The organism is Roseovarius autotrophicus (genome assembly GCF_018069895.1).
Lineage (GTDB): Bacteria > Pseudomonadota > Alphaproteobacteria > Rhodobacterales > Rhodobacteraceae > Roseovarius > Roseovarius autotrophicus.
In genome coordinates this window covers 388,511-407,144 of record NZ_JAGQDH010000001.1, presented here as the reverse complement: position 1 = coordinate 407,144, position 18,634 = coordinate 388,511, and the positions used below count along the sequence as shown (strand labels likewise).

The 18,634-nt window shown below is 66.9% G+C and carries 16 protein-coding genes; 8 read left to right on the top strand and 8 right to left on the bottom strand.

The window, feature by feature from the left end:
• Positions 1-20: 20 nt before the first annotated feature.
• The 6 genes from radA to KAK09_RS02055 all read right to left on the bottom strand — a co-directional run bounded on the left by radA (position 21) and on the right by KAK09_RS02055 (position 6,209).
• Positions 21-1,385, bottom strand: coding sequence for a DNA repair protein RadA (gene radA / locus KAK09_RS02080; RefSeq protein WP_210877166.1), 1,365 nt, complete (start codon positions 1,383-1,385; stop codon positions 21-23).
• A 54-nt stretch (positions 1,386-1,439) separates the two neighbouring features.
• A complete protein-coding gene (locus KAK09_RS02075) occupies positions 1,440-2,186 on the bottom strand; it encodes an ABC transporter ATP-binding protein (protein ID WP_210877165.1) in 747 nt (248 codons plus the stop codon).
• A complete protein-coding gene (locus KAK09_RS02070; protein ID WP_210877164.1) occupies positions 2,183-2,968 on the bottom strand; it encodes an MlaE family ABC transporter permease in 786 nt (261 codons plus the stop codon). Before KAK09_RS02070 ends, KAK09_RS02075 begins: the two co-directional genes overlap by 4 nt.
• Entirely contained in the window at positions 2,965-4,002 is a 1,038-nt protein-coding gene (gene alr / locus KAK09_RS02065; protein ID WP_210877163.1) for an alanine racemase, read from the bottom strand. Before alr ends, KAK09_RS02070 begins: the two co-directional genes overlap by 4 nt.
• A gap of 211 nt (positions 4,003-4,213) precedes the next feature.
• Positions 4,214-4,336 carry an entericidin, EcnA/B family gene (locus tag KAK09_RS02060; protein ID WP_210877162.1) on the bottom strand — a complete coding sequence of 41 codons (123 nt, stop codon included), beginning with the start codon at positions 4,334-4,336 and terminating at the stop codon, positions 4,214-4,216.
• 43 nt (positions 4,337-4,379) lie between these two features.
• Entirely contained in the window at positions 4,380-6,209 is a 1,830-nt protein-coding gene (locus KAK09_RS02055; protein WP_210877161.1) for an extracellular solute-binding protein, read from the bottom strand.
• A 282-nt stretch (positions 6,210-6,491) separates the two neighbouring features.
• On the opposite strand from KAK09_RS02055, the gene KAK09_RS02050 reads away from it, so the two are divergent.
• From KAK09_RS02050 to KAK09_RS02015, 8 genes are all read left to right on the top strand, one after another.
• Positions 6,492-7,265, top strand: coding sequence for a 3-hydroxybutyrate dehydrogenase (locus KAK09_RS02050; protein WP_210877160.1), 774 nt, complete (start codon positions 6,492-6,494; stop codon positions 7,263-7,265).
• 39 nt (positions 7,266-7,304) lie between these two features.
• Positions 7,305-7,742, top strand: a complete 438-nt coding sequence (locus KAK09_RS02045; RefSeq protein ID WP_210877159.1) for a tellurite resistance TerB family protein — start codon at positions 7,305-7,307, stop codon at positions 7,740-7,742.
• Positions 7,739-8,488 carry a phosphate/phosphite/phosphonate ABC transporter substrate-binding protein gene (locus KAK09_RS02040; RefSeq protein ID WP_210877158.1) on the top strand — a complete coding sequence of 250 codons (750 nt, stop codon included), beginning with the start codon at positions 7,739-7,741 and terminating at the stop codon, positions 8,486-8,488. Before KAK09_RS02045 ends, KAK09_RS02040 begins: the two co-directional genes overlap by 4 nt.
• Positions 8,489-8,607: 119 nt before the next feature.
• Positions 8,608-9,381 (top strand): ABC transporter ATP-binding protein, encoded by a 774-nt coding sequence (locus tag KAK09_RS02035; RefSeq protein WP_336244404.1) that lies wholly within the window; start codon positions 8,608-8,610, stop codon positions 9,379-9,381.
• A 28-nt stretch (positions 9,382-9,409) separates the two neighbouring features.
• Positions 9,410-10,129 (top strand): transporter substrate-binding domain-containing protein, encoded by a 720-nt coding sequence (locus KAK09_RS02030; protein ID WP_210877156.1) that lies wholly within the window; start codon positions 9,410-9,412, stop codon positions 10,127-10,129.
• Positions 10,130-10,186: 57 nt separating this feature from the next.
• Entirely contained in the window at positions 10,187-11,071 is an 885-nt protein-coding gene (locus KAK09_RS02025) for an ABC transporter permease subunit (protein WP_210877364.1), read from the top strand.
• Entirely contained in the window at positions 11,068-11,874 is an 807-nt protein-coding gene (locus KAK09_RS02020) for an ABC transporter permease (protein ID WP_210877155.1), read from the top strand. The genes KAK09_RS02025 and KAK09_RS02020 overlap by 4 nt, the downstream gene beginning before the upstream one ends.
• Positions 11,875-12,456: a nucleotidyltransferase family protein gene (locus KAK09_RS02015; protein WP_210877154.1), complete on the top strand. Its 582-nt coding sequence runs from the start codon at positions 11,875-11,877 to the stop codon at positions 12,454-12,456.
• 69 nt (positions 12,457-12,525) lie between these two features.
• Here KAK09_RS02015 and KAK09_RS02010 read toward each other — a convergent pair whose 3' ends face one another.
• Both KAK09_RS02010 and KAK09_RS02005 read right to left on the bottom strand, forming a co-directional pair.
• Positions 12,526-16,761 (bottom strand): translocation/assembly module TamB domain-containing protein, encoded by a 4,236-nt coding sequence (locus KAK09_RS02010; protein WP_210877153.1) that lies wholly within the window; start codon positions 16,759-16,761, stop codon positions 12,526-12,528.
• A 1-nt stretch (position 16,762) separates the two neighbouring features.
• On the bottom strand, positions 16,763-18,568 hold the full coding sequence (locus KAK09_RS02005) for an autotransporter assembly complex protein TamA (RefSeq protein ID WP_210877152.1): 1,806 nt from the start codon (positions 18,566-18,568) through the stop codon (positions 16,763-16,765).
• Positions 18,569-18,634: the final 66 nt, after the last annotated feature.

Sequence of the window (18,634 nt, the reverse complement as noted above, 5' to 3'; positions counted from 1 at the left end):
TGTCCTGTCCCTGCGGTCGCTTACCCTGCGCCGAAAACCTCGCCAACGAACGACACCAGATCGCCCATCCGGGTCAGGCTGAGGCCGCTGTCACCGCCGGGCTTTCCCCCCGACGGCACAATTGCGCTGGTGAAACCAAGTTTTTGCGCCTCTTTCAACCTGTTTTCGGTCTGGCCCACGGGGCGCAGCGCCCCGGACAGGCTGATTTCCCCGAAAATCACTGTTTCCGTGGAAATCGCCACGTCTTCGCGCGCGGAAAGCAGCGCGGCGGCCACGGCAAGATCGGCGGCGGGCTCGGTGATGCGCAAGCCGCCCGCCACGTTGAGATAGACATCAAGCCCGGCGAAGGGGATGGCGCAGCGCGCCTCAAGCACGGCGAGGATCATGGCCAGCCGTGCGCCGTCCCAGCCGACCACGGCGCGGCGGGGCTGGGCGTGGGGCGTGGGTGCTACCAGCGCCTGCAACTCGACCAGCAGGGGTCGCGTGCCCTCGACGCCCGCGAAGACGACCGAGCCGGGGGCCGGCGCGCCACGCCCCGAGAGAAACAGCGCCGAAGGGTTGGCGACCTCGGCCAGACCGTTGCCGGTCATCTCGAACACGCCGATTTCGTCGGCGGGGCCAAAACGGTTCTTGACCGAGCGCAGGATGCGGAACTGATGCCCGCGTTCGCCCTCGAAATAGAGCACGCAATCGACCATGTGCTCGACCACGCGGGGGCCTGCGATCTGGCCGTCTTTGGTGACATGGCCAACCAGCACGACGCTGGCGCCGCTGCGCTTGGCGAAGCTGGTCAGTTCGTGGGCGGCGGCGCGCACCTGGCTGACGCTGCCGGGGGCGGCCTCGATCGCGTCCGACCACATGGTCTGGATCGAATCGATGATCACCAGATCGGGCTTTTCCGCCTCCAGTGTGGTCAGGATGTCGCGCAACGCCGTGGCGGCGGCCAGCCGCACGGGGGCCGTTCGCAGGCCCAGCCGTTCGGCGCGCATCCGGACCTGCGCGCGCGCCTCTTCGCCGGTGACATAGACGGTTTTCAACCCCGCCTGGGCAAAGCGCGCGGCGGCCTGCAACAACAGCGTGGATTTGCCGATGCCGGGATCGCCACCCACCAGAATGGCGCTGGCGGGCACCAGCCCGCCGCCGAGAACCCGGTCAAGCTCTGCCATGCCCGACAGGGTGCGCGGCGGTGACGGTTCGTCGGCGGCCAGATCGCTGAGCGCGATGGTCTTGCCGCGCTGCGCGCCAAGGCCGCGCCCCCTTGGGCCCTCGGACAGCGGGGCCTCCTCGATGATCGCGTTCCACTCGCCGCACGCATCGCAGCGACCGGACCAGCGGTTATGGGTGGCGCCGCAGGCGGTGCAGGTAAAGGATGTGGGCCTGGCCATGGCCCTGACATGCCCCAGAGCGCACGGGGCGTCAAATGCGAAACGCGGTCGGGTTCAGCGCACCGATTCGATCGGCCCTTCGGCACGGCCGTGGATGAACTGATCGAGATAGGGATCGCCCGACTGGTCCATATCGCCGACCGGGCCGGTCCACTGGATCACCCCGTCATGCAGCATCGCCACATTGTCGGCGATGGCGCGCACGCTGGTCATGTCATGGGTGATGGTCATGGCGGTGGCGCCCATCTCGACCACGATTTCGCGGATCAACTCGTTGATCACGCCGGCCATGATCGGATCGAGGCCCGTTGTTGGCTCGTCGAAGAAGATGATTTCGGGTTCGGCCGCGATGGCGCGGGCGAGGCCCACGCGTTTCTGCATGCCCCCGGACAGTTCCGCCGGAAACTTGTCGGCCACGTCCGGTTTGAGGCCCACGCGGCGCAGTTTTTCGATGGCGATCTCGCGCGCTTCTGTCACGGGGCGCTTGAGCGAGCCGCGCAGCAGGCGAAACGCCACGTTCTGCCAGACGGGAAGAGAATCAAAGAGTGCGCCGCCCTGAAACAGCATTCCGAATCGCGCGAGAAAGGCGTCGCGGTCGCCGCGGGTCACGTCCTGCCCGTCCAGCGTGATGGTGCCGCTGTCGGGGGCCACAAGGCCCAGAATGCATTTCAGCGCGACCGATTTGCCGGTGCCCGAACCGCCGATGATCACCATCGATTTGCCCGACTCGATCGTCAGGTTGATCCCACGCAGCACCTTCAGCGCGCCGAATGACTTGTGAACGTCATGCAGTTCGATCATGCGGAAAAGAACACCTCGGTCAGGACATAATTGGCGGCGAGGATGAGAACGCTTGCCGCGACCACCGCCGTTTTCGTGGCGCGGCCCACGCCCTGCGCGCCGCGCCCCGAATTCATCCCGTGATAGCAGCCCATCAGCGCGACGATGAAGCCGAACACCGCGCCCTTGATCAGGCCCGAGATCACGTCCCACGATTCGAGGAAATCAAACGTGGTCTTGAGATAGGCCCCCGCCCCGAAATCGAGCCGTCCGACGCCAACCAGAAACCCGCCCATGATGCCGATAACATCGCCCACGCCCACCAGCACCGGCACGGCAAGGGTGGCGGCCAGAACACGGGGCAGGGTGAGGTATTTCATCGGGTTGGTCGAGAGGGTGGTGAGGGCGTCGATCTGCTCGGTCACCTTCATCGTGCCGATCTCGGCGGCGATGGAGGAGGCCACGCGCGCGGCCACCATGAGGCCGCCCAGAACGGGCCCAAGCTCTCGCGTGAGGCCAATGGCGACGATTGAGGGCACGACGGTTTCCGCGTTGAAGCGCGCGCCGCCCGCATAGATCTGCAAGGCGAGTGCGCCGCCGGTGAAAAGCGCGGTGAGACCCACGACGGGCAGCGACAGCCAGCCGATCTGCACCAGAGCTTGCAGGAACTCGCGGGTGTAGAAGGGCGGGCGGGCAAGGTGGCTGATGGTCTCGGCGGCATAGAGCGCGAAGCGGCCCACGCCGGCCAGCCCCGCCAGCGTGCTGCGTCCGATGGCCGCGAGGAACCCGAGCACGAGGGTCATCCGCCGATATGGCGTCGCGTGTGGCGCGCCCCCAGTGAGGTCAGGATTTCATAACCGATGGTGCCCGCGTTCTCGGCCAGCGTGTCGATGCCCTGATGGGGGCCAAGCAATTGCAGGCTTTTGGGATCGTGGCCGAGATCGGTGATGTCGACGCCAATGAGGTCCATCGAGATGCGGCCCGCAATGGGGCAGGGGGTATGCTCGGCCCAGAGGCTGGTGCGCGGCCCCATGGCGCGCAGGATGCCGTCGGCATAGCCCGCCGCGACCGTGGCGATGCGGGTGGGACGGGCGGCGATGAAATCGCAGCCATAGCCGACACTTTCCCCTTCTTCGAGGTCACGGCACTGGATCACCGGGATATCGAGCGTCACCACGGGCCGCGCCTCGGTGAAAGGCGCGCCGCCATAGGTGCCGATCCCGGGGCGGGCGAGGTCGAAATGGTAATCGGGGTGCAGCAGGATCGCGCCGGTATTGGCAAGGCTGCGAGGGATGTCGAGACCGTCGGTCATCTCGCAGAAAAGCGCAAGTTGGCGGGGGTTCATGGGGTGGTCCGGCTCGTCGGCGCAGGCCAGATGCGACATGAGCATCACCGGCGATTGCGCCAGCGCGATTTCGCGCACCGCCTGCCATTCGGCGGGTTCCATCCCCAGCCGGTTCATGCCGGTGTCAAGCTGGATGCCGAAAGGTGCGCCGGGCAGGGCCTCGACGTGGCGAATGAGCTGCTCGACCGAGTTGAGCATCGGGACAAGGCCGCAATCCCCGATCATGTCCGCATCGCCCGGCATGTGGCCCGAAAAGACATGGATCGACACGTTCTGTCCCAGCACCTCGCGCAGCGCCGCGCCTTCCTCGGCCACGGCCACGAAGAAATGTCGCGCCCCCGCCCGCGCCAGCGCGCGCGCCATGCGCGCCGCGCCCAGACCATAGGCGTCGGCCTTGACCACGGCGGCCGTCTCGCCGGTGTTGATCGCGTCAAGCGCGCGCCAGTTGGCCATGGCCGCGTCAAGGTCGATGGTGAGGGTGGCTGTGCTCATGAGGCCCGGTTTTGACAGGATGGCATCGGGCGTCAAGGGGAAAGCATGCTCTGCCCACGAACCAAGGCGCGCGGTGCCCGGACCATGGCGGATTGCATCCCTGCGAACCTGACCTTGCCCGGCCTTCGAGCCGGAGCCTTGTGCGCGGGCGGGCAGGGTGCCGGATCACGCCGGGAACGGGTGTGGCCGGTTGCTTGGGGCGGCAGGTGTTTCAGAGCGCGTTCTTGACGCCGCGCGCGGCACCCGAAATGTCACGCCCGACGCCCTCTACGGTGTTGCAGGCGGCAAGTCCGGCGGTTCCGGCGATAAGGGCTAGAATGATCAGTTTTCGCATGTTCGGTGCCTGTGCCTCGTTGTCTGCTCGCGTTGTGACCGCCTCAGTCGGTTGTCGTTTGCCACCACACCTCGGGGAGGAAATGCAGCCCGTCCCCGTAAATCGGCAGCCGATCCTCAAGATAAGTCAGATCGACCCTGTGGGCAATACGACCTACGGCGTATTGATGGATCGGTATGACATAGCGCCCCGCCGTCAACACCCGGTCGAGCGCGCGCGTGGCGGCGATGAACTCGTCCTGCGTCCGGGCGGTGAGCATGGCGCCGATCATCGCCTCGGCAGCGGGAGAGCGCATTCCCATGAGGTTCCGGCTGCCGGGCTGATCGGCGTGCTCGGAGCCCCAGTAGAACATCTGCTCGTTGCCGGGGCTGAGCGAGAGCGCGCGGCGCATCATCGTGAGGTCGAAATCGAATTGCGCCTCGCGCTCGGCATATTGTGCCTTGTCCACGGTTTCGACCGCTAGGCGGATGCCGAGACGGTCAAGGGCCGCAGCGTAGATATCCATCATCGCACCGGCCTGCGCCAGAAGCCCGTCCTGTTGAAGAAGCACCGTCAATTCAAGCGGTTGGCCGTCTCTTCCCACAAGGCGACCGTCCTCGATGCGCCATCCCGCCTCCTCCAGCAGGGCGCGCGCGCGGCGCAGGGCCGCGCGGTTGCGCGCGGTGCCGTCGCCCTCGGGCAGGGCATAGCCTTCAAGCGTGCCGGGCAGGAGCGTGTCCTTGAAGGGCAACAGCAAGTCGCGCACGCGGCCCGTCGCGGGGCCGGGGCGCATGGCCAGGTCGGAGCCGGAGAAATAGGAGGTGATGCGCGGCTGTCGCCCGCCGGTCAGCGTGTCGTTGATATATTCGAAATTGAACGCGGTGATCAGCGCCTCGCGCACGCGCCAGTCATCGAGCGGCGCGCGCCGCGTGTTCATGACAAAGCCGGTCATGCCAGAGGGCTTGGCGTGCGGAATTTCGCTCAAGCTGATCTCGCCGCGCTGGACGGCGGGGAAATCGTATTGCGTGGCCCAGGCCTCGGCGTTGAATTCGCGCACATAGCTCAGCAGCCCGGCCTTGAACGCCTCTTTCATCACGGTGTTGTCGCCGTAGAACTCGATCCTGATCTCGTCGAAATTGGCGGTGCCGCGCCGCAGCGGCAGATTGCGGCCCCAGTAATCGGGGTTGCGGGTGAGCCGGACAAAGCGCCCGGCCTCGTAATCGGCCACCACATAGGGGCCGGTGCCCATCGGAATATCGGCCAGCCCGCCCTCGGCGATGTCGCGGCCCTGCCATTGCGCCTTTTGCAGGATCGGGCGCAGACCGGCCAGCAGCGCCAGTTCGCGGTCCTCCTCGGAGAAGGTCAGGCGGATGGATCGCGGCCCCGTGGCCTCGATCCGAGCGACCTTGTCCATGAAACTGCGATAGCGCGGGTGCCCGCGTGTGCCCAAGGTCTCGTAGGACCAGATCACATCCGCGACGGTGACGGGGGCGCCGTCAGAGAATCGGGCCTCCTCGCGCAGGGTGAATTCGACCCAGGAACGGGCGGCGTCGGTCTCGACCGATTCGGCCAGAAGGCCGTAAAGGGTGAAGGGTTCATCCCAGGACCGGCCCATCAGCGACTCGTGCGTGAGATGGGCCAATTGCCAGGGCGGGGTGCCGCGCAGGATGAAGGGATTGAGCGAATCGAAGCTGCCGATATTGCCGGTGACGACCCGCCCGCCCTTGGGGGCATCCGGGTTGGCATAGGGCAGCGACACAAAATCCGGTGGCAGGGCCGGGGCGCCATACATAGCTATGCCATGGGCCGGTTCTGCCCGCGCCAGAGGGGCGGCGGGCAGGAGGGCCAATGCGACCAGAAGTGAACGCCCTGCGCGGAAAATATCCCGGATCATTTCAGCAACAATTCCTGCTCTGCCTTGTTTCCTTGGCCGCCAACGTAAAAGCGGGTTCACGTCTTTTCAAACTTTTAGCTTGGACTGCGGCGCGGGATTGCTTATAAAGGGGGCACTGCTCGATAGGTTTCTTGCCTGTATGAAACCTGCCTCAATGACTATACCCCGGCCTTGCGCCGGGGTTTTTTTTGGCCGCTCTCCGACCCGTGATCGCCAAACCCCCGTGCATTTCGCCTATGCAGCACATATGCTGCACACGCAACAGACATTGGGAGACTGGGCATGAGTGTCAAAGGCAAGACCGCCATCATTACCGGATCGAATTCTGGCATCGGCCTCGGGATTGCAGAGGAACTCGCGCGGGCGGGTGTGAATGTCGTGCTGAACTCGTTCACCGATTCGGCCGAGGATCACGCCCTGGCGGCCCGCATCGCGCAGGAGACCGGCACGCAGGCGCGCTATATCAAGGCCGACATGTCGAAGCCCGACGAGTGCCGCGCGCTGATCGAACAGGCGGGTGCCTGCGACATCCTTGTGAACAACGCCGGCATCCAGCATGTCTGCCCGATCGACGAGTTTCCCGCCGACAAATGGGATGCGATCATCGCCATCAACCTCAGCTCTGCCTTTCACACCACTGCCGCCGCGCTGCCCGTGATGCGCAAGGCGGGCTGGGGACGGGTGATCAATATCGCGAGCGCGCATGGTCTGACGGCAAGCCCGTTCAAATCGGCCTATGTGGCGGCCAAGCATGGCATTGTCGGGTTCACCAAGGTGACCGCGCTGGAAACCGCGCGCGAGCCGATCACTGCGAATGCGATCTGTCCGGGTTATGTGCTGACCCCGCTGGTGGAGGCGCAGATCCCCGACACGATGGAGAAATACGGCATGGACCGTGACGAGGTGATCGAGAAGGTCATGCTGGAGCGCCAGCCCTCCAAGGAATTCGCCACCACCGCGCAGATGGGCGGCACCGCGCTTTTCCTGTGCTCGGACGCGGCGGCGCAGATCACCGGCACGACGATCAGCGTCGATGGCGGCTGGACTGCGCTCTGAGCCATTGGCGAGGGCGGGTGGCTGGGCTAAGGATAGGTCATGTTCGCTGATTTCCTGACCCGGCTTCTGGCGCCCGCCCCCGATCCGCTGAACGATGCCGATGCGCGGCTGGCGCTTGCGGCGCTGCTGGTGCGGCTGGCGCGCAGCGATGGCGATTACGCGCCCGAGGAGCGCGCGCGCATCACCGTGATCCTTGTCGGACGCTACGGTCTTGACGCCGCTCAGGCCGAGGCGCTGCGGACCGAGGCCGAGGTGCTGGAGGCCGAGGCCCCCGACACCGTGCGCTTTACCCGCGCGATCAAGGACGCCGTGCCGCATGAGGCGCGCGCGGCGGTGATCGAGGCGCTTTGGCAGGTGGCGCTCGCCGATGGCACGCGCGAGGCGCATGAGGATTCGCTTATCCGGCTGGTGGCGAACCTGCTTGGCATCACCGATCAGGAAAGCGCGCGCGCGCGCCAGAAGGTGGCGCGCGGGTGATCGCGAGCCTGCCCATGTATGACCGCCCCGAGACGGCCGCAGCCAATGACCGGCTCTGGCAGGGCGTGCGCGCGCGGCTGGGGCAGGGGCCGGCGCAGCTTGCGCGCGGGGGCGATCCGTGGGCACATTGGCAAAGCCCCGATCTGATCCTGTCGCAGACCTGCGGGCTGCCCTATCGCGCGCGGTTGCATGACCGGCTGAGCCTTGTGGCCACGCCGGTCTATGACCTGCCCGACTGCCCGGAGGGTTTTTATTACAGCGTTTTCGTGGTGCGTGCGGGCGATTTGCGCGCGGCGCCGCACGATTTCGCCGGGGCGGCCCTCGCCTGTAACGAGCCGCTGTCGCAATCGGGCTGGGCTGCGCCGCAGGCCCATGCCGCAGCGCAGGGCTTTGCCTTCGGGCGCATCCTCATGACCGGGGCGCACCGCCTGTCGGGGCAGGCGGTGGCCGAGGGGCGCGCCGATATAGCCGCGATTGACGCGCTGACATGGGCGCTCATGCAGCGCCACGATGCCATCGCCCGCGATCTGCGCGTGATCGGGCGCACCACGCCAGGCCCCGGCTTGCCCTATGTCACCGCACGGCACCGTGATCCCGAACCGATCCGGGCGGCGCTGGCCGGGGCGCTGGCGGCGCTGTCGGCGGCGGATCGCGCCACGCTTGGTCTGCGCGGTATCGTTTACCTTTCTCCCGAGACCTATCGTGCGTTGCCCATCCCGCACCCACCTGCCGCCGATTTGGGCTGACCGGGCGTCACTTCGGACGCCAGAGCCGCCATTTCACCGCTTTGCAAGTTGCAATGGGCATAAATTTCCGTCCTATTGTCACAAAACAGTAAAGATATCGTCCATCAGGGGGGATGCGCGTGTCTGAGACGCCGGTCATCGAGATCCGAAACCTGCACAAGGCCTATGGCGCCCTGGAGGTCATCAAGGGCGTGGATATCACCGCGCCCAGGGGGCATGTGATCTCGCTGATCGGTTCGTCCGGGTCGGGCAAATCCACCATCCTGCGCTGTGCCAACCTGCTTGAGGACAGCCAGCAGGGCGACATCCTGTTCAACGGTGAGCCGGTGCGCTGGCGGGGCACCGGCCTGAACCGCCACCCCGCTGATGCGAAACAGGTTTTGCGCATTCGCACCAATCTCAGCATGGTGTTCCAGCAATTCAATCTCTGGGCGCATATGACGATCCTGCAAAACGTGATGGAGGCCCCAGTGACGGTGCTGGGGCGCGCCCGCGCCGAGGCGGAGGAGGCCGCGCGCGGCTATCTCGACAAGGTGGGGATCGGCGACAAATGCGATGCCTACCCGGCGCAACTGTCGGGCGGCCAGCAGCAGCGCGCCGCCATTGCCCGCGCGCTGTGCATGGAGCCGGAGGCGCTTTTGTTCGATGAGCCGACATCGGCGCTTGACCCGGAGCTGGAACAGGAGGTGATCCGCGTCATCAAGGATCTGGCGGGCGAGGGCCGCACCATGATGATCGTCACCCATGACATGAAGATGGCCCGCGATGTGAGCGATCATGTGGTGTTCCTGCATCAGGGTCTGATCGAGGAAGAGGGCGCGCCCGCAGATTTGTTTGGTGCACCCAGATCCGAGCGGCTGCGGGGCTTTCTCAGCTCCACCATGGCCGTCTGACAACCGTCAACCAAAAAGGGAGAAAACCATGAGGAAACTACTGATCTCCACCGCAGCGATGGCCATGATGGCCAGCGCGACGATGGCGCAGGACGTGGTGCGTCTGGGCACCGAGGGCGCCTATGCGCCGTGGAATTTCATCAACGATGCCGGGCAGATCGACGGCTTCGAGCGCGATTTGGGCGACGAATTGTGCAAGCGCGCTGCGCTCAACTGCGAATGGGTGACGAACGATTGGGACAGCATCATCCCCAACCTCGTTTCGGGCAATTATGACGCGATCATCGCGGGCATGTCGATTACCGAGGAACGCGCGCAGGTGATCGCCTTTACCCAGAACTATACGCCGCCAGATCCCTCGGCCTATCTTGGCATGTCTGACGATGTGGACCTTGAGGGCGGTGTGATCGCGGCGCAGACCGGCACGATTCAGGCGGGCTATGTCGCGGAATCGGGCGCGACGCTGGTGGAATTCGCCACACCCGAGGAAACCGTCGCCGCCGTGCGCAATGGCGAGGCGGACGCGGTTCTTGCCGACAAGTCCTATCTTGCCCCCATCGCCGAGGCCGATGCCGACCTGCGCTTTGTGGGCGAGGACGTGCCGCTTGGCGGCGGTGTCGGCATGGGATTGCGCCAGTCCGACGATGAATTGCGCGCCAAGTTCGACGCGGCGATCACCTCGATGAAGGCGGATGGCACACTCAACGCGCTCATTGCCAAATGGGAAGTGGCCTCGACCTTCGAATGACGCCTTGCTGCCCTCGCGCCATCCGCGCGGGGGCCATTCAGCCCGACGGAGGCCGCCATTTTTTCCTTCTGCTCCGATCCTGCCACGCTTGAGGGCTGGCGCTGGTTTGCCTGCTACCTGACCACGCCGAAACACGCCAATCTCTACGTGGCCGTGGGCACGGTTCTGCTGCTTCTGGCGGTCACCGCGCCCGCAGCGCTTGCCTTCGGCTTTGGCGGGGCGATGGCGGCGCGCTCGCGCATCGCGCCGCTCAGCTGGATTGGCAAGGGCTATATCGCGATCGTGCGGGGCGTGCCGGATATCGCGTTTTTCCTGTTCTTCGTCATCGCGTTAGATCAGATGTTCGAGGTGGTGCGCCACAAGATCAAATGCCCCGACTGGGAGGCCGAGATCTGGCAGGGCAGTGATTTCGTGGTCTGCCCGGCGGCCAAGCTGCCGCTGAGCAATGCGGCACAATGGGTGCATGACAGCTATGCGTTCTTTCTTGCGGTTCTGACCTTTGCCATCGTCTTCGGCGCTTTCGCCGCCAATGTGCTTTATGGCGCCATGCGCGCCGTGCCGCGCGCGCAGCTTGAGACGGCAGAAGCCTACGGCATGTCGCGCAGCCAGAGTTTCTGGCGCATCCTCGTGCCGCAGATGTGGGTCTATGCGCTGCCAGGCCTCAGCAACCTCTGGATGGTTCTCACCAAGGCGACGCCGCTGCTGTTTCTGCTTGGAATCGAGGATATCGTCTATTGGGCGCGCGAACTGGGCGGCACCGCCAATCCGCGCTTTACCGCCTATCCCCATGGCGACTGGCGGATGTGGTATTTCCTGGCGCTGCTGGTTTTCTACCTCGGCCTCACGCGGGTGTCCGAGGTGGTGCTGGAGCGGGTGATGGTGCGCCTCAACCACGGTCAGGCGACAACGGGCGGCGAAGCGCAGCGGAGGGCGGCCGCATGAGTTGCTGGCAGACGATCCAGGACTACGGGCTGCGGTCGCTGGGCTATGGCGAGCGGCTTTTGCCGCGCGGGGGCTATACACTGTGTGAGCATTTCACCCTGATCGGCTCGGGGATGATCTGGAACATCTATTTCGGCGCGGTGGCGCTGTTCGCCGGGTTCTTTCTGGCGACGGTGGTGGCGCTCGGCAAGGGGGCGCGAAACCCGCTGATCCGCAAGCCGTCGGAATGGTTCATCTTCGTGTTTCGCGGCTCGCCGCTCTTCATCCAGTTCTTTTTCGCCTATTTCCTGTTTCTCTCGCTCAAGTCGGTGCATCCGTTCTTCAACGCCTTCACCTCCGCGTGGCTCGGTGCGCTGATCGTGCTGTTTCTCAACACCGCCGCCTATTCGGGAGAGATCTTCTATGGCGCGCTGCGCTCGATCCCAAAGGGCGATGTGGAGGCGGCGGATTCCTATGGCTTTTCGGGCTGGCCACGGTTTCGCCGGATCGTCTGGCCAACCATGCTGCGGCTTGCCTGGCCCGCCTACACGAACGAGGCGATCTTTCTGTTTCACTCCACCACGCTGGTGTTCTTTTCCGGCTTTCCAGCCTGGCAACAACGCGGCGACGCGCTTTATTACGCGCGGTTCTTCGCGGACAAGACCTTCAACCCCTTCGTGCCCTATCCGATCCTGGCCTTCTATTTCATCCTGCTGACGCTGGCGGTGATCGGGTTTTTCGGTCTCGTCAACCGCCGCCTCAACCGCCATTTGCCGCAGGAGGCGCGACGGGGGTTGAAGCTGCGGCTCAACCTGATCCGCTAGATGGCTGTCGCGGTGCTTCTTCCGGCGGCGGGGGCGTCGCGGCGCATGCGCGGACGCGACAAGCTGCTCGAGGTGGTGCGCGGCCGAGCGCTTTTGCGCGAGCGGGCGGAGGTGGCGCTCTCGGTCAGTGCCGATGTGCTGGTGACGCTGCCGCCCGGCGGGGGGCAGCGCGCGGCGGTGCTCGAAGGGCTGCCGGTCGCGCGTCTGAACGTGCCCGATGCTGCCGAAGGCATGGCGGCCTCTTTGCGCGCAGGCGCGGAATGGGTGCAGGCGCGGGGCGCATCTGCGTTGATGGTGCTCTTGCCCGACATGCCGGACCTGACTGCCGGGAACTTGAAGACTGTCCTGCAAGCCTTTGATGAAAAGACGATCCTTCGCGCCACATCCGAGGATGGACGGCCCGGTCATCCGGTGATCTTTCCCACCGCGCTCTTGCCTGAGTTGGCGATTCTCTCGGGGGATGAGGGCGCGCGCGCGCTGCTACGGGACCGTCCGGTTACATTGCTCCCCCTGCCCGGAGAGCGCGCGATCACGGATCTCGACACGCCCGAGGCCTGGGCGGCGTGGCGGGCGGGCGGGTGACGCAGAACCACCTTGCAACTGGCGTCGCAGAGCGTAGCGGATCAACCTCGATGCTGATGTGGAGCGGTCTCAGTAGTCGCGCTCGAAGAAGATGCCGATGCCGCTGTCGCCATCGTTCGAGGCGCCGCCCTTGACGGTGAGTGAACGGGTGAGGTCGAGATTGAGGTTGATGCGCTGCTTGCCGGTGCTGTCGGCGGTCACTTCGGTATAGACCTTGTCCGAGAGATAGGTGCCTGCGCTGACCTGGGTATCGCCGTCGGCGGTCTGGCTCACATCGAGATCGGCCAGCCCCAGCCCGCCGCGCAGCCGCCCGACCAGATCGCCGCCCCCGCCCGAGAGCGTGGCCACCGCCGAGGCAAGCTGGGCCGCTTGCAAGGGCGAGATGTCGCCAAGCCCGCGCCCGAAGATAAGGCGCGCGACGATCTCTTCCTGCGGCAGATCGGGATTTGAGGCGAAGGTAACTTCGGGTGCGCTGGCCAGCCCCTCGATGATCACCTGCACTTCGGTGTCGTCAATCCGTGTCCGGGCTACGAAGCGCAGCCAGGGATCGAGTGAGCCTTGAATGGTCACGCGCCCCTCGGTCAGGGTGAGACGCTTGCCGAGAATGTCGAGGCGGCCGCGGCGCAGTTCGAAAAAACCTGCGGGCGAGACATCGGCCGAGGTGCCGCCGATGCGCAGCCGCCCGCCAAGTTCGGCGTCGAGGCCACGCCCGCGCACGAAGATGCGCGACGGCGCGTTGATGGTGAGCGCGAGCTGGAACGCGCGGCGCGGGGCACTGGCGGTTGTCTCTTTCAGAAGGCCGGCGCGTTCGCGGGTGAGGCGGGAGGCGGCGCTTTCATTGATGTGGCGCAGATCGGGGAGCGAGACCGAGGCGGGACCAAGCCCCGAGGGGATGCGGATGTTGGTTTCCTCAAGCGTGATCTCGCCGCCGATGCGCGCGCCGCCGGTCAGCGGCCCGTTGAGCGTTACCGCGCCATTGGCGGTGGTGGTGTAGATCAGCCGGTCGCTGAGCACCGTGCCAAGAAGCGCCACGGTCAGATCGCCCGCGTAATCGGGAACAAGCGAGACCGGGCCGGTGATACGCACCGCGCCGCCGTCGCGCAGGCGGGCGGTGAAATCGGTGGTGGCGCGGGATTGGCCAAGCGTGGCGCTGCCGCTGAGGTCGTCGATGGCCAGCCCCGCATCGGGGAGCGAGACTTGTGTGCCAGAGGTGCGTACCGTGCCCGAGAGCGCGGCGAGCGCGGGCGCGCCCTGCGCGCGGAGGTCGAATTCGGCGGTGCCCGAAAGGGCATTGGGTTGGATGAACCGGTTGATGAGGGCAAGCGGCAGGCGGCCCGAGGTGGCAAGGTCAAGCCGCGCGCCATGGTCGAGCACATCGCCCGAGACGCGCGCGGTGGTCCCGCCCGGCCCGGTGGCGTCGAGCGCGAGGGCTATGCGCCGCGCCTCTGGTCCGACAAGCGTGACCGTGCCGCGTGTGGCGAGAGGGCCGGGAAACTCTGGCAGGAAAAGGCCGAGATTGGCGAGGCGCGCATCGAGCGTCACCGGCCCGCCCGCGCCGTCGCCGCGCGCATCAAGCGTCAGTTGCGGTGTGGCAAGGCGGATTTCGGTGATCTCGATGCGCTCGGGCGTGCGGCCCGCATCGGCGCTCAGCTCAAGCCGCCCGGCGATGAGGCGGTCGAGATCGGCAATGCCGGTGGCGAGGTCGCGCCCGGCGAGGGTGGTTTTCACGCGCAGGCTCTCGCCTTCGCCGGAGCCTTCGGCCGTCAGATCGAGGCTGCCCGCAAGGCGCTGACCCGAGAGCGCGTTGAAGCGGGCAAGGTCAGCGATGCGCGCGCTAAGCGTGCCGGTGGCGGCGGGCGTTTCCGGGTTGACGGTGCCGGTGGCGGCAAGGGTCGCACCCATGGCCTCGGCTTCAAGCGCCGTGAGGGTGATCGTGCCCCCGGCGTCGCGCGCGACGGTGCCCTTGGCCGTGCCCGCGCCCGACAGGTGCGCATCGAGCGGGGAAAGATCAGTGAGGCCAGCATCGAACGTGACCTCGCCGGTCTGCGCCGCGATCTCGCCCGTGCCAGAGGCGGTGAGGCGGAGCTTGTCATAGGCAAGCCGCAGCGCGCGCAACGTGGTGGTGGCGCCGTCATGGGTGGCGTTGACATGAAGCGTGCCGGTGCTGGCGATGAGCGGGTCAAGCTGGGCGATCCCGAGGGCGAGGCCGGTGCTTTGGGCGTCGAGGGTGATCGTGCCGGTCTGGTTCTCGATCACGCCTTGCCCGGTGAGCGTGGCGTCGATCCGGCCCGCGAGGGGCTGGCCGGTCAGGGCGGCGAAGCGCGCGAGATCGGATATTTCGGCGGTAAGGCGGCCTGCGACAGGCAGGCCGGGCATCTCAGGCGAGAGTGTGCCGGTGAGATCGAGCACCGCCCCCATGGCCGTGATTTTGAGGCCGGTGAGGGTTACATCGCCGCCCGCCTGCCAGCCCACATCGCCCGCCACGCGCGCAGGCCCGTCAAGGCGGCGGTCGGCGAGGCCGAGATCGGCGAGCGCAGCGGTGATGGTGAGCGCGCCGCTCTGACCCGAGAGGCGGCCCTCTGCCGTGCCGGTAAATTCGGCGTTCCGGATCAGGAGACGGTCGAGCGTGGTGCCGGTGGTGTCGCGGCGCGCGGTGAGGGCGAGCGTGCCGGGGGGCGCGATGAGCGGGTCAATCTGCGGGATGCCAAGCGCAAGGCGGTCCGTCTCACCGGTGATCGTGAGGTCGAAAGCGCCGCCCAGAAGCGAGCCGGAGCCGGCAATTGCCGCGCTGGCGCGGCCTTCGAGCGGCTGGCCCGCGAGCGGGGCAAAGCGCGCGAGGTCCTCGGCGCTGAGGGCCACACGGCCCGTAACCGGAAAGCCGTCGGTGAGCGCCGCGATCTCGGCCGAGCCGGAAAGCGTGGCGTCGCCTGCGTTGGCGCGAAAGGCGCGCAGCACGAGCGGTCCGCCTTCGCGCCAGTCGATCGTGGCATGGCCGGTCAGGGCAGGGCCGGTCGCCTGAGCAAGGGCCGGATCGGTTGGGGCCAGGCCGAGAAGGGAAAATTCCGTCAGCGCGGTGACACCGCGCGGCGGGATACGCAAGAGCGCGCCGCGCGCGCGAACGGTTGCGGTCTCAAGCCGCAGATCGGGTTGCGTGAGGCCCGAGAGCGTGGCCTCAAGGCGCCAGCGGTCGCCGCGCGCGGCGTCATAGCGGGCGGTGAGGGTCGCGCCGGTGATCTCTGTGGGTGGATCGGCCACAGGCAGGCGCACAGGTGCTTCGCCATTGCCGATCTCACCGGTGAGGTTGAACCGTTCGGGCCAGTTCGCCGCGTCGAGGGCAAGGTTGCCTTCAAGGCTGAATTGCGCCGCCGAGAGTGACAGGCGGTCGATCTCGGTGCGGCCGGTGGCGGTGCGGCTGCCGGTGATGGCCAGCGCGCTCTGTGGCCCGAAGAAGGGGCGGAACTCCTCGGGCAGGAGCGGGGTCAGGTCGCCGTCGAGCGTGGCGGAAAAGCGCGAATTCGCGTCTGCGGGGGCGGTCACGGCGACGCGTCCGGTCAGGCGGTCAGTGCCGTCGGTGGCCAGCCGGATATCGGCGGCGTAATCGTCGAGCGGCGCGGTGCCGGTGACCGAGAGGGCGAGCGCAGGCGCGCCGGGAAGGTTGAGGAGCGTGGCGGCGATGCCGCCCGGAGCCTCGTCCACCGCCAGATCGAGCGCGAGCACCCGGGTCGCGTTGGCAAAGCCTGCGTCGAGCGTGATCGCGCCGCGCCCGTCAAGGCGGCGGGCCTCCAGCGTGGCGCTGCCTTCGCCCGAGCCGAGCGTGATCGCGCCTGTGATCGAGAGGCGGATTTCCTCGCCCAGAAGGGGCGCGCCGAGAATCACCGTCTCGGCGGTCAACTCGCCGATATTGATGGAGACGGGGAGTTCGGGCAGCGAGAAGGGTCGCGCCTCGGCGATCTCGGGGGTGATCTCTGGGCCGGGTTGCGGGGGGCGGACGATCTCGATTTCCTGCGCCGTTAGGCGGTTCACCTCCACCCGCCCGCGCAGGAGTGCCGCGCGCGACCAGTCGAGGGTGACGCCGGAAAGGCGCAGCCAGACGCCTTCGGCGTCGGCAATGGTCATCTGTGCCATGGTGGCCTGCGACGACAGCGCGCCGACAAAGCCCCGGATGCGCACGTCGCGGCCGACGGCAGAGAGGTTGTCCTCCAGAAGTTGCTCGAGGAAGCCGCCGCTGTCCTCATCGACCTGCTGCGCCGGGAGTGGCGCTGCGAAAAGGGTCAGGACGAGTGAGAGAAGAAGGAGCGCGCGCATCTCAGAACGCCTGCCCGATGCCGATGTATATTTCGAACTGAGAGCCTGCGTCGCCGTCGAGGGGTGTCGCCAGATCGACGCGGATCGGCCCCACGGCGGTGAAATAGCGCCCGCCAAGCCCCGCGCCGCCATGCCATTCGCCGCGCCCGTTGCCCGCCGCCTCTTCGCCGATGAAACCGGCATCGGCGAAGACCACGGCCTGAATGATGTCGGTCACCATGGTGCGCACCTCGCCGGAAAAGCCAAGGAACGAGCGCCCGCCCACGGTGATGCCGGGGCCGAGATCAACGCCGAGATTCTGATAGCCCTGCCCGCGCACGGTGCCCGCGCCGCCCGACCAGAACAGCGTGTCGGCGGGCAGGTCGATGAAGTCGCCGCCCGCCACGCTGCCCAGTTGCGCGCGGCCCGCGAGCGTCACGCGGCGGGTCTCTCCGAAGGTGAGGTAATCGCGCAGATCGACGAAAAAGCGGCTGCCGGCGCTGCCCTTGTCGGGGCTGACGAAGGGGGTGGCGGAGAGGTCAAGGTAGCGTCCGCGCGTCGGGTTGAGCGGGTCGTCGCGCTGATCCCATGTCAGGCGCGCGGGCAGAAGGATATGCGACAGCGTGCGCGTGCCCAGATCGTCGGTGATCTCGGAATAGCGAAAGGCCAGAGCCGCCTCGCCCGAGAGCGTGTCGGAGAAGATATGGGTGAGGCCGCCGCCGATCTCGGCCTTGCTCTCGCTGTAATCGGGTTCGTTGTTGTCCTCGAGATTGGCAAAGACGAAGGAACCGGTATCGGGGGTGAAGGTGGCGGGGCGGTCGAGGCGCGCGCCGAGGCGAAAATCCTCGCCGCCCGAATCGCCGCCGATGCCGCCGATGAGCGCGTCGATGCGCAGCCGTTCCGCGCCGCCCAGCAGGTTGCGGTGCAGCCAGAAGCCGGAAAGGGTGACGCCTTCGGAGGAGGAAAGCTCTGCGCCTGCGCCGATGCGGCGGGGTTGTGCGTCGCTCACGCGGGCCGCGATATCGAGTGTGCCGTCGGGATTGGGTGTCTCGGCCTCGGTCAGGCGGACCGAGCGGAAGGCCCCGGTGCGGCGCAGGCGGTTGGCGGATTTGTCAAGCAGCGCGGGCGAGAATGTCTTGCCCGTGGGCAGGCCCGCGATGGCGCGGATGCGCTCTTCGCGCACGCGGCTGGGGGTGCGCCCGCGTCGGATGTGCAGATCGCCGAAGCGCAGGCGCGGGCCGGGGGCAAGGGCAATGACTGCATCGAGCGTGGCGCGGGCGTGATCGGCCACGATGTCCTGACCGGCCACGGCGGCCTTGGCGTGGCCTGCGTCGCGCCAGCCGGTGACGCCCGCGCGCGCCGCCGCGCCGATCAGGTTGCCTCGGGCGGTCTCGCCGGTGCGAAAGTCGGCCGGCAGGGCGGTGCCAGGGGCGAGCGGTGCCACCTCGGCGCGCCCGAAGGTGAAGCGCGGACCAGGTTCGACGGTGATCTCGATGCGCGTGATCTCGGCGGGTGCATCCAGTGGCGGAATCGTCGCGGCCTCGCGCCCGTCCACCAGGATCGAGATCACCCCGCCATAGAAGCCGGACGCATAGAGCACACCCAGTAGCCGCGCGTAATCCGCCTGTGCCGCGGCCAGAAGATCCTGCGCAGTGCTGTCCTGCTGGGCGACAGTCGCGACGGCAAGAGAACCCTCGCGCATCGCCTTGGCAAAACCGCTGGCCCCTTCGGGGGTCCGGAGCGTGATCTGCGCAGCCAACGCGGGCGGCGTGGCAAAGCCAAGCGCCACTGCCGCGCAAAGACAGGATCGGGCAAGAATCCCCCGCATGACACACCCCTCGGCAGACCCGTTCAGTCTATCGCATTCGGGCGTATGAAAGGCCAGAGCGGCCTA

Coding starts and splice junctions, on each gene's coding strand:
- KAK09_RS02010 (WP_210877153.1), bottom strand. CDS start 16,761: ATGCGCGCGCTCCTTCTTCTCTCACTCGTCCTGACCCTTTTCGCAGCG.
- KAK09_RS02060 (WP_210877162.1), bottom strand. CDS start 4,336: ATGCGAAAACTGATCATTCTAGCCCTTATCGCCGGAACCGCCGGACTT.
- KAK09_RS02055 (WP_210877161.1), bottom strand. CDS start 6,209: ATGATCCGGGATATTTTCCGCGCAGGGCGTTCACTTCTGGTCGCATTG.
- KAK09_RS02015 (WP_210877154.1), top strand. CDS start 11,875: ATGGCTGTCGCGGTGCTTCTTCCGGCGGCGGGGGCGTCGCGGCGCATG.
- KAK09_RS02045 (WP_210877159.1), top strand. CDS start 7,305: ATGTTCGCTGATTTCCTGACCCGGCTTCTGGCGCCCGCCCCCGATCCG.
- KAK09_RS02075 (WP_210877165.1), bottom strand. CDS start 2,186: ATGATCGAACTGCATGACGTTCACAAGTCATTCGGCGCGCTGAAGGTG.
- radA (WP_210877166.1), bottom strand. CDS start 1,385: ATGGCCAGGCCCACATCCTTTACCTGCACCGCCTGCGGCGCCACCCAT.
- KAK09_RS02020 (WP_210877155.1), top strand. CDS start 11,068: ATGAGTTGCTGGCAGACGATCCAGGACTACGGGCTGCGGTCGCTGGGC.
- KAK09_RS02030 (WP_210877156.1), top strand. CDS start 9,410: ATGAGGAAACTACTGATCTCCACCGCAGCGATGGCCATGATGGCCAGC.
- KAK09_RS02070 (WP_210877164.1), bottom strand. CDS start 2,968: ATGACCCTCGTGCTCGGGTTCCTCGCGGCCATCGGACGCAGCACGCTG.
- alr (WP_210877163.1), bottom strand. CDS start 4,002: ATGAGCACAGCCACCCTCACCATCGACCTTGACGCGGCCATGGCCAAC.
- KAK09_RS02050 (WP_210877160.1), top strand. CDS start 6,492: ATGAGTGTCAAAGGCAAGACCGCCATCATTACCGGATCGAATTCTGGC.
- KAK09_RS02005 (WP_210877152.1), bottom strand. CDS start 18,568: ATGCGGGGGATTCTTGCCCGATCCTGTCTTTGCGCGGCAGTGGCGCTT.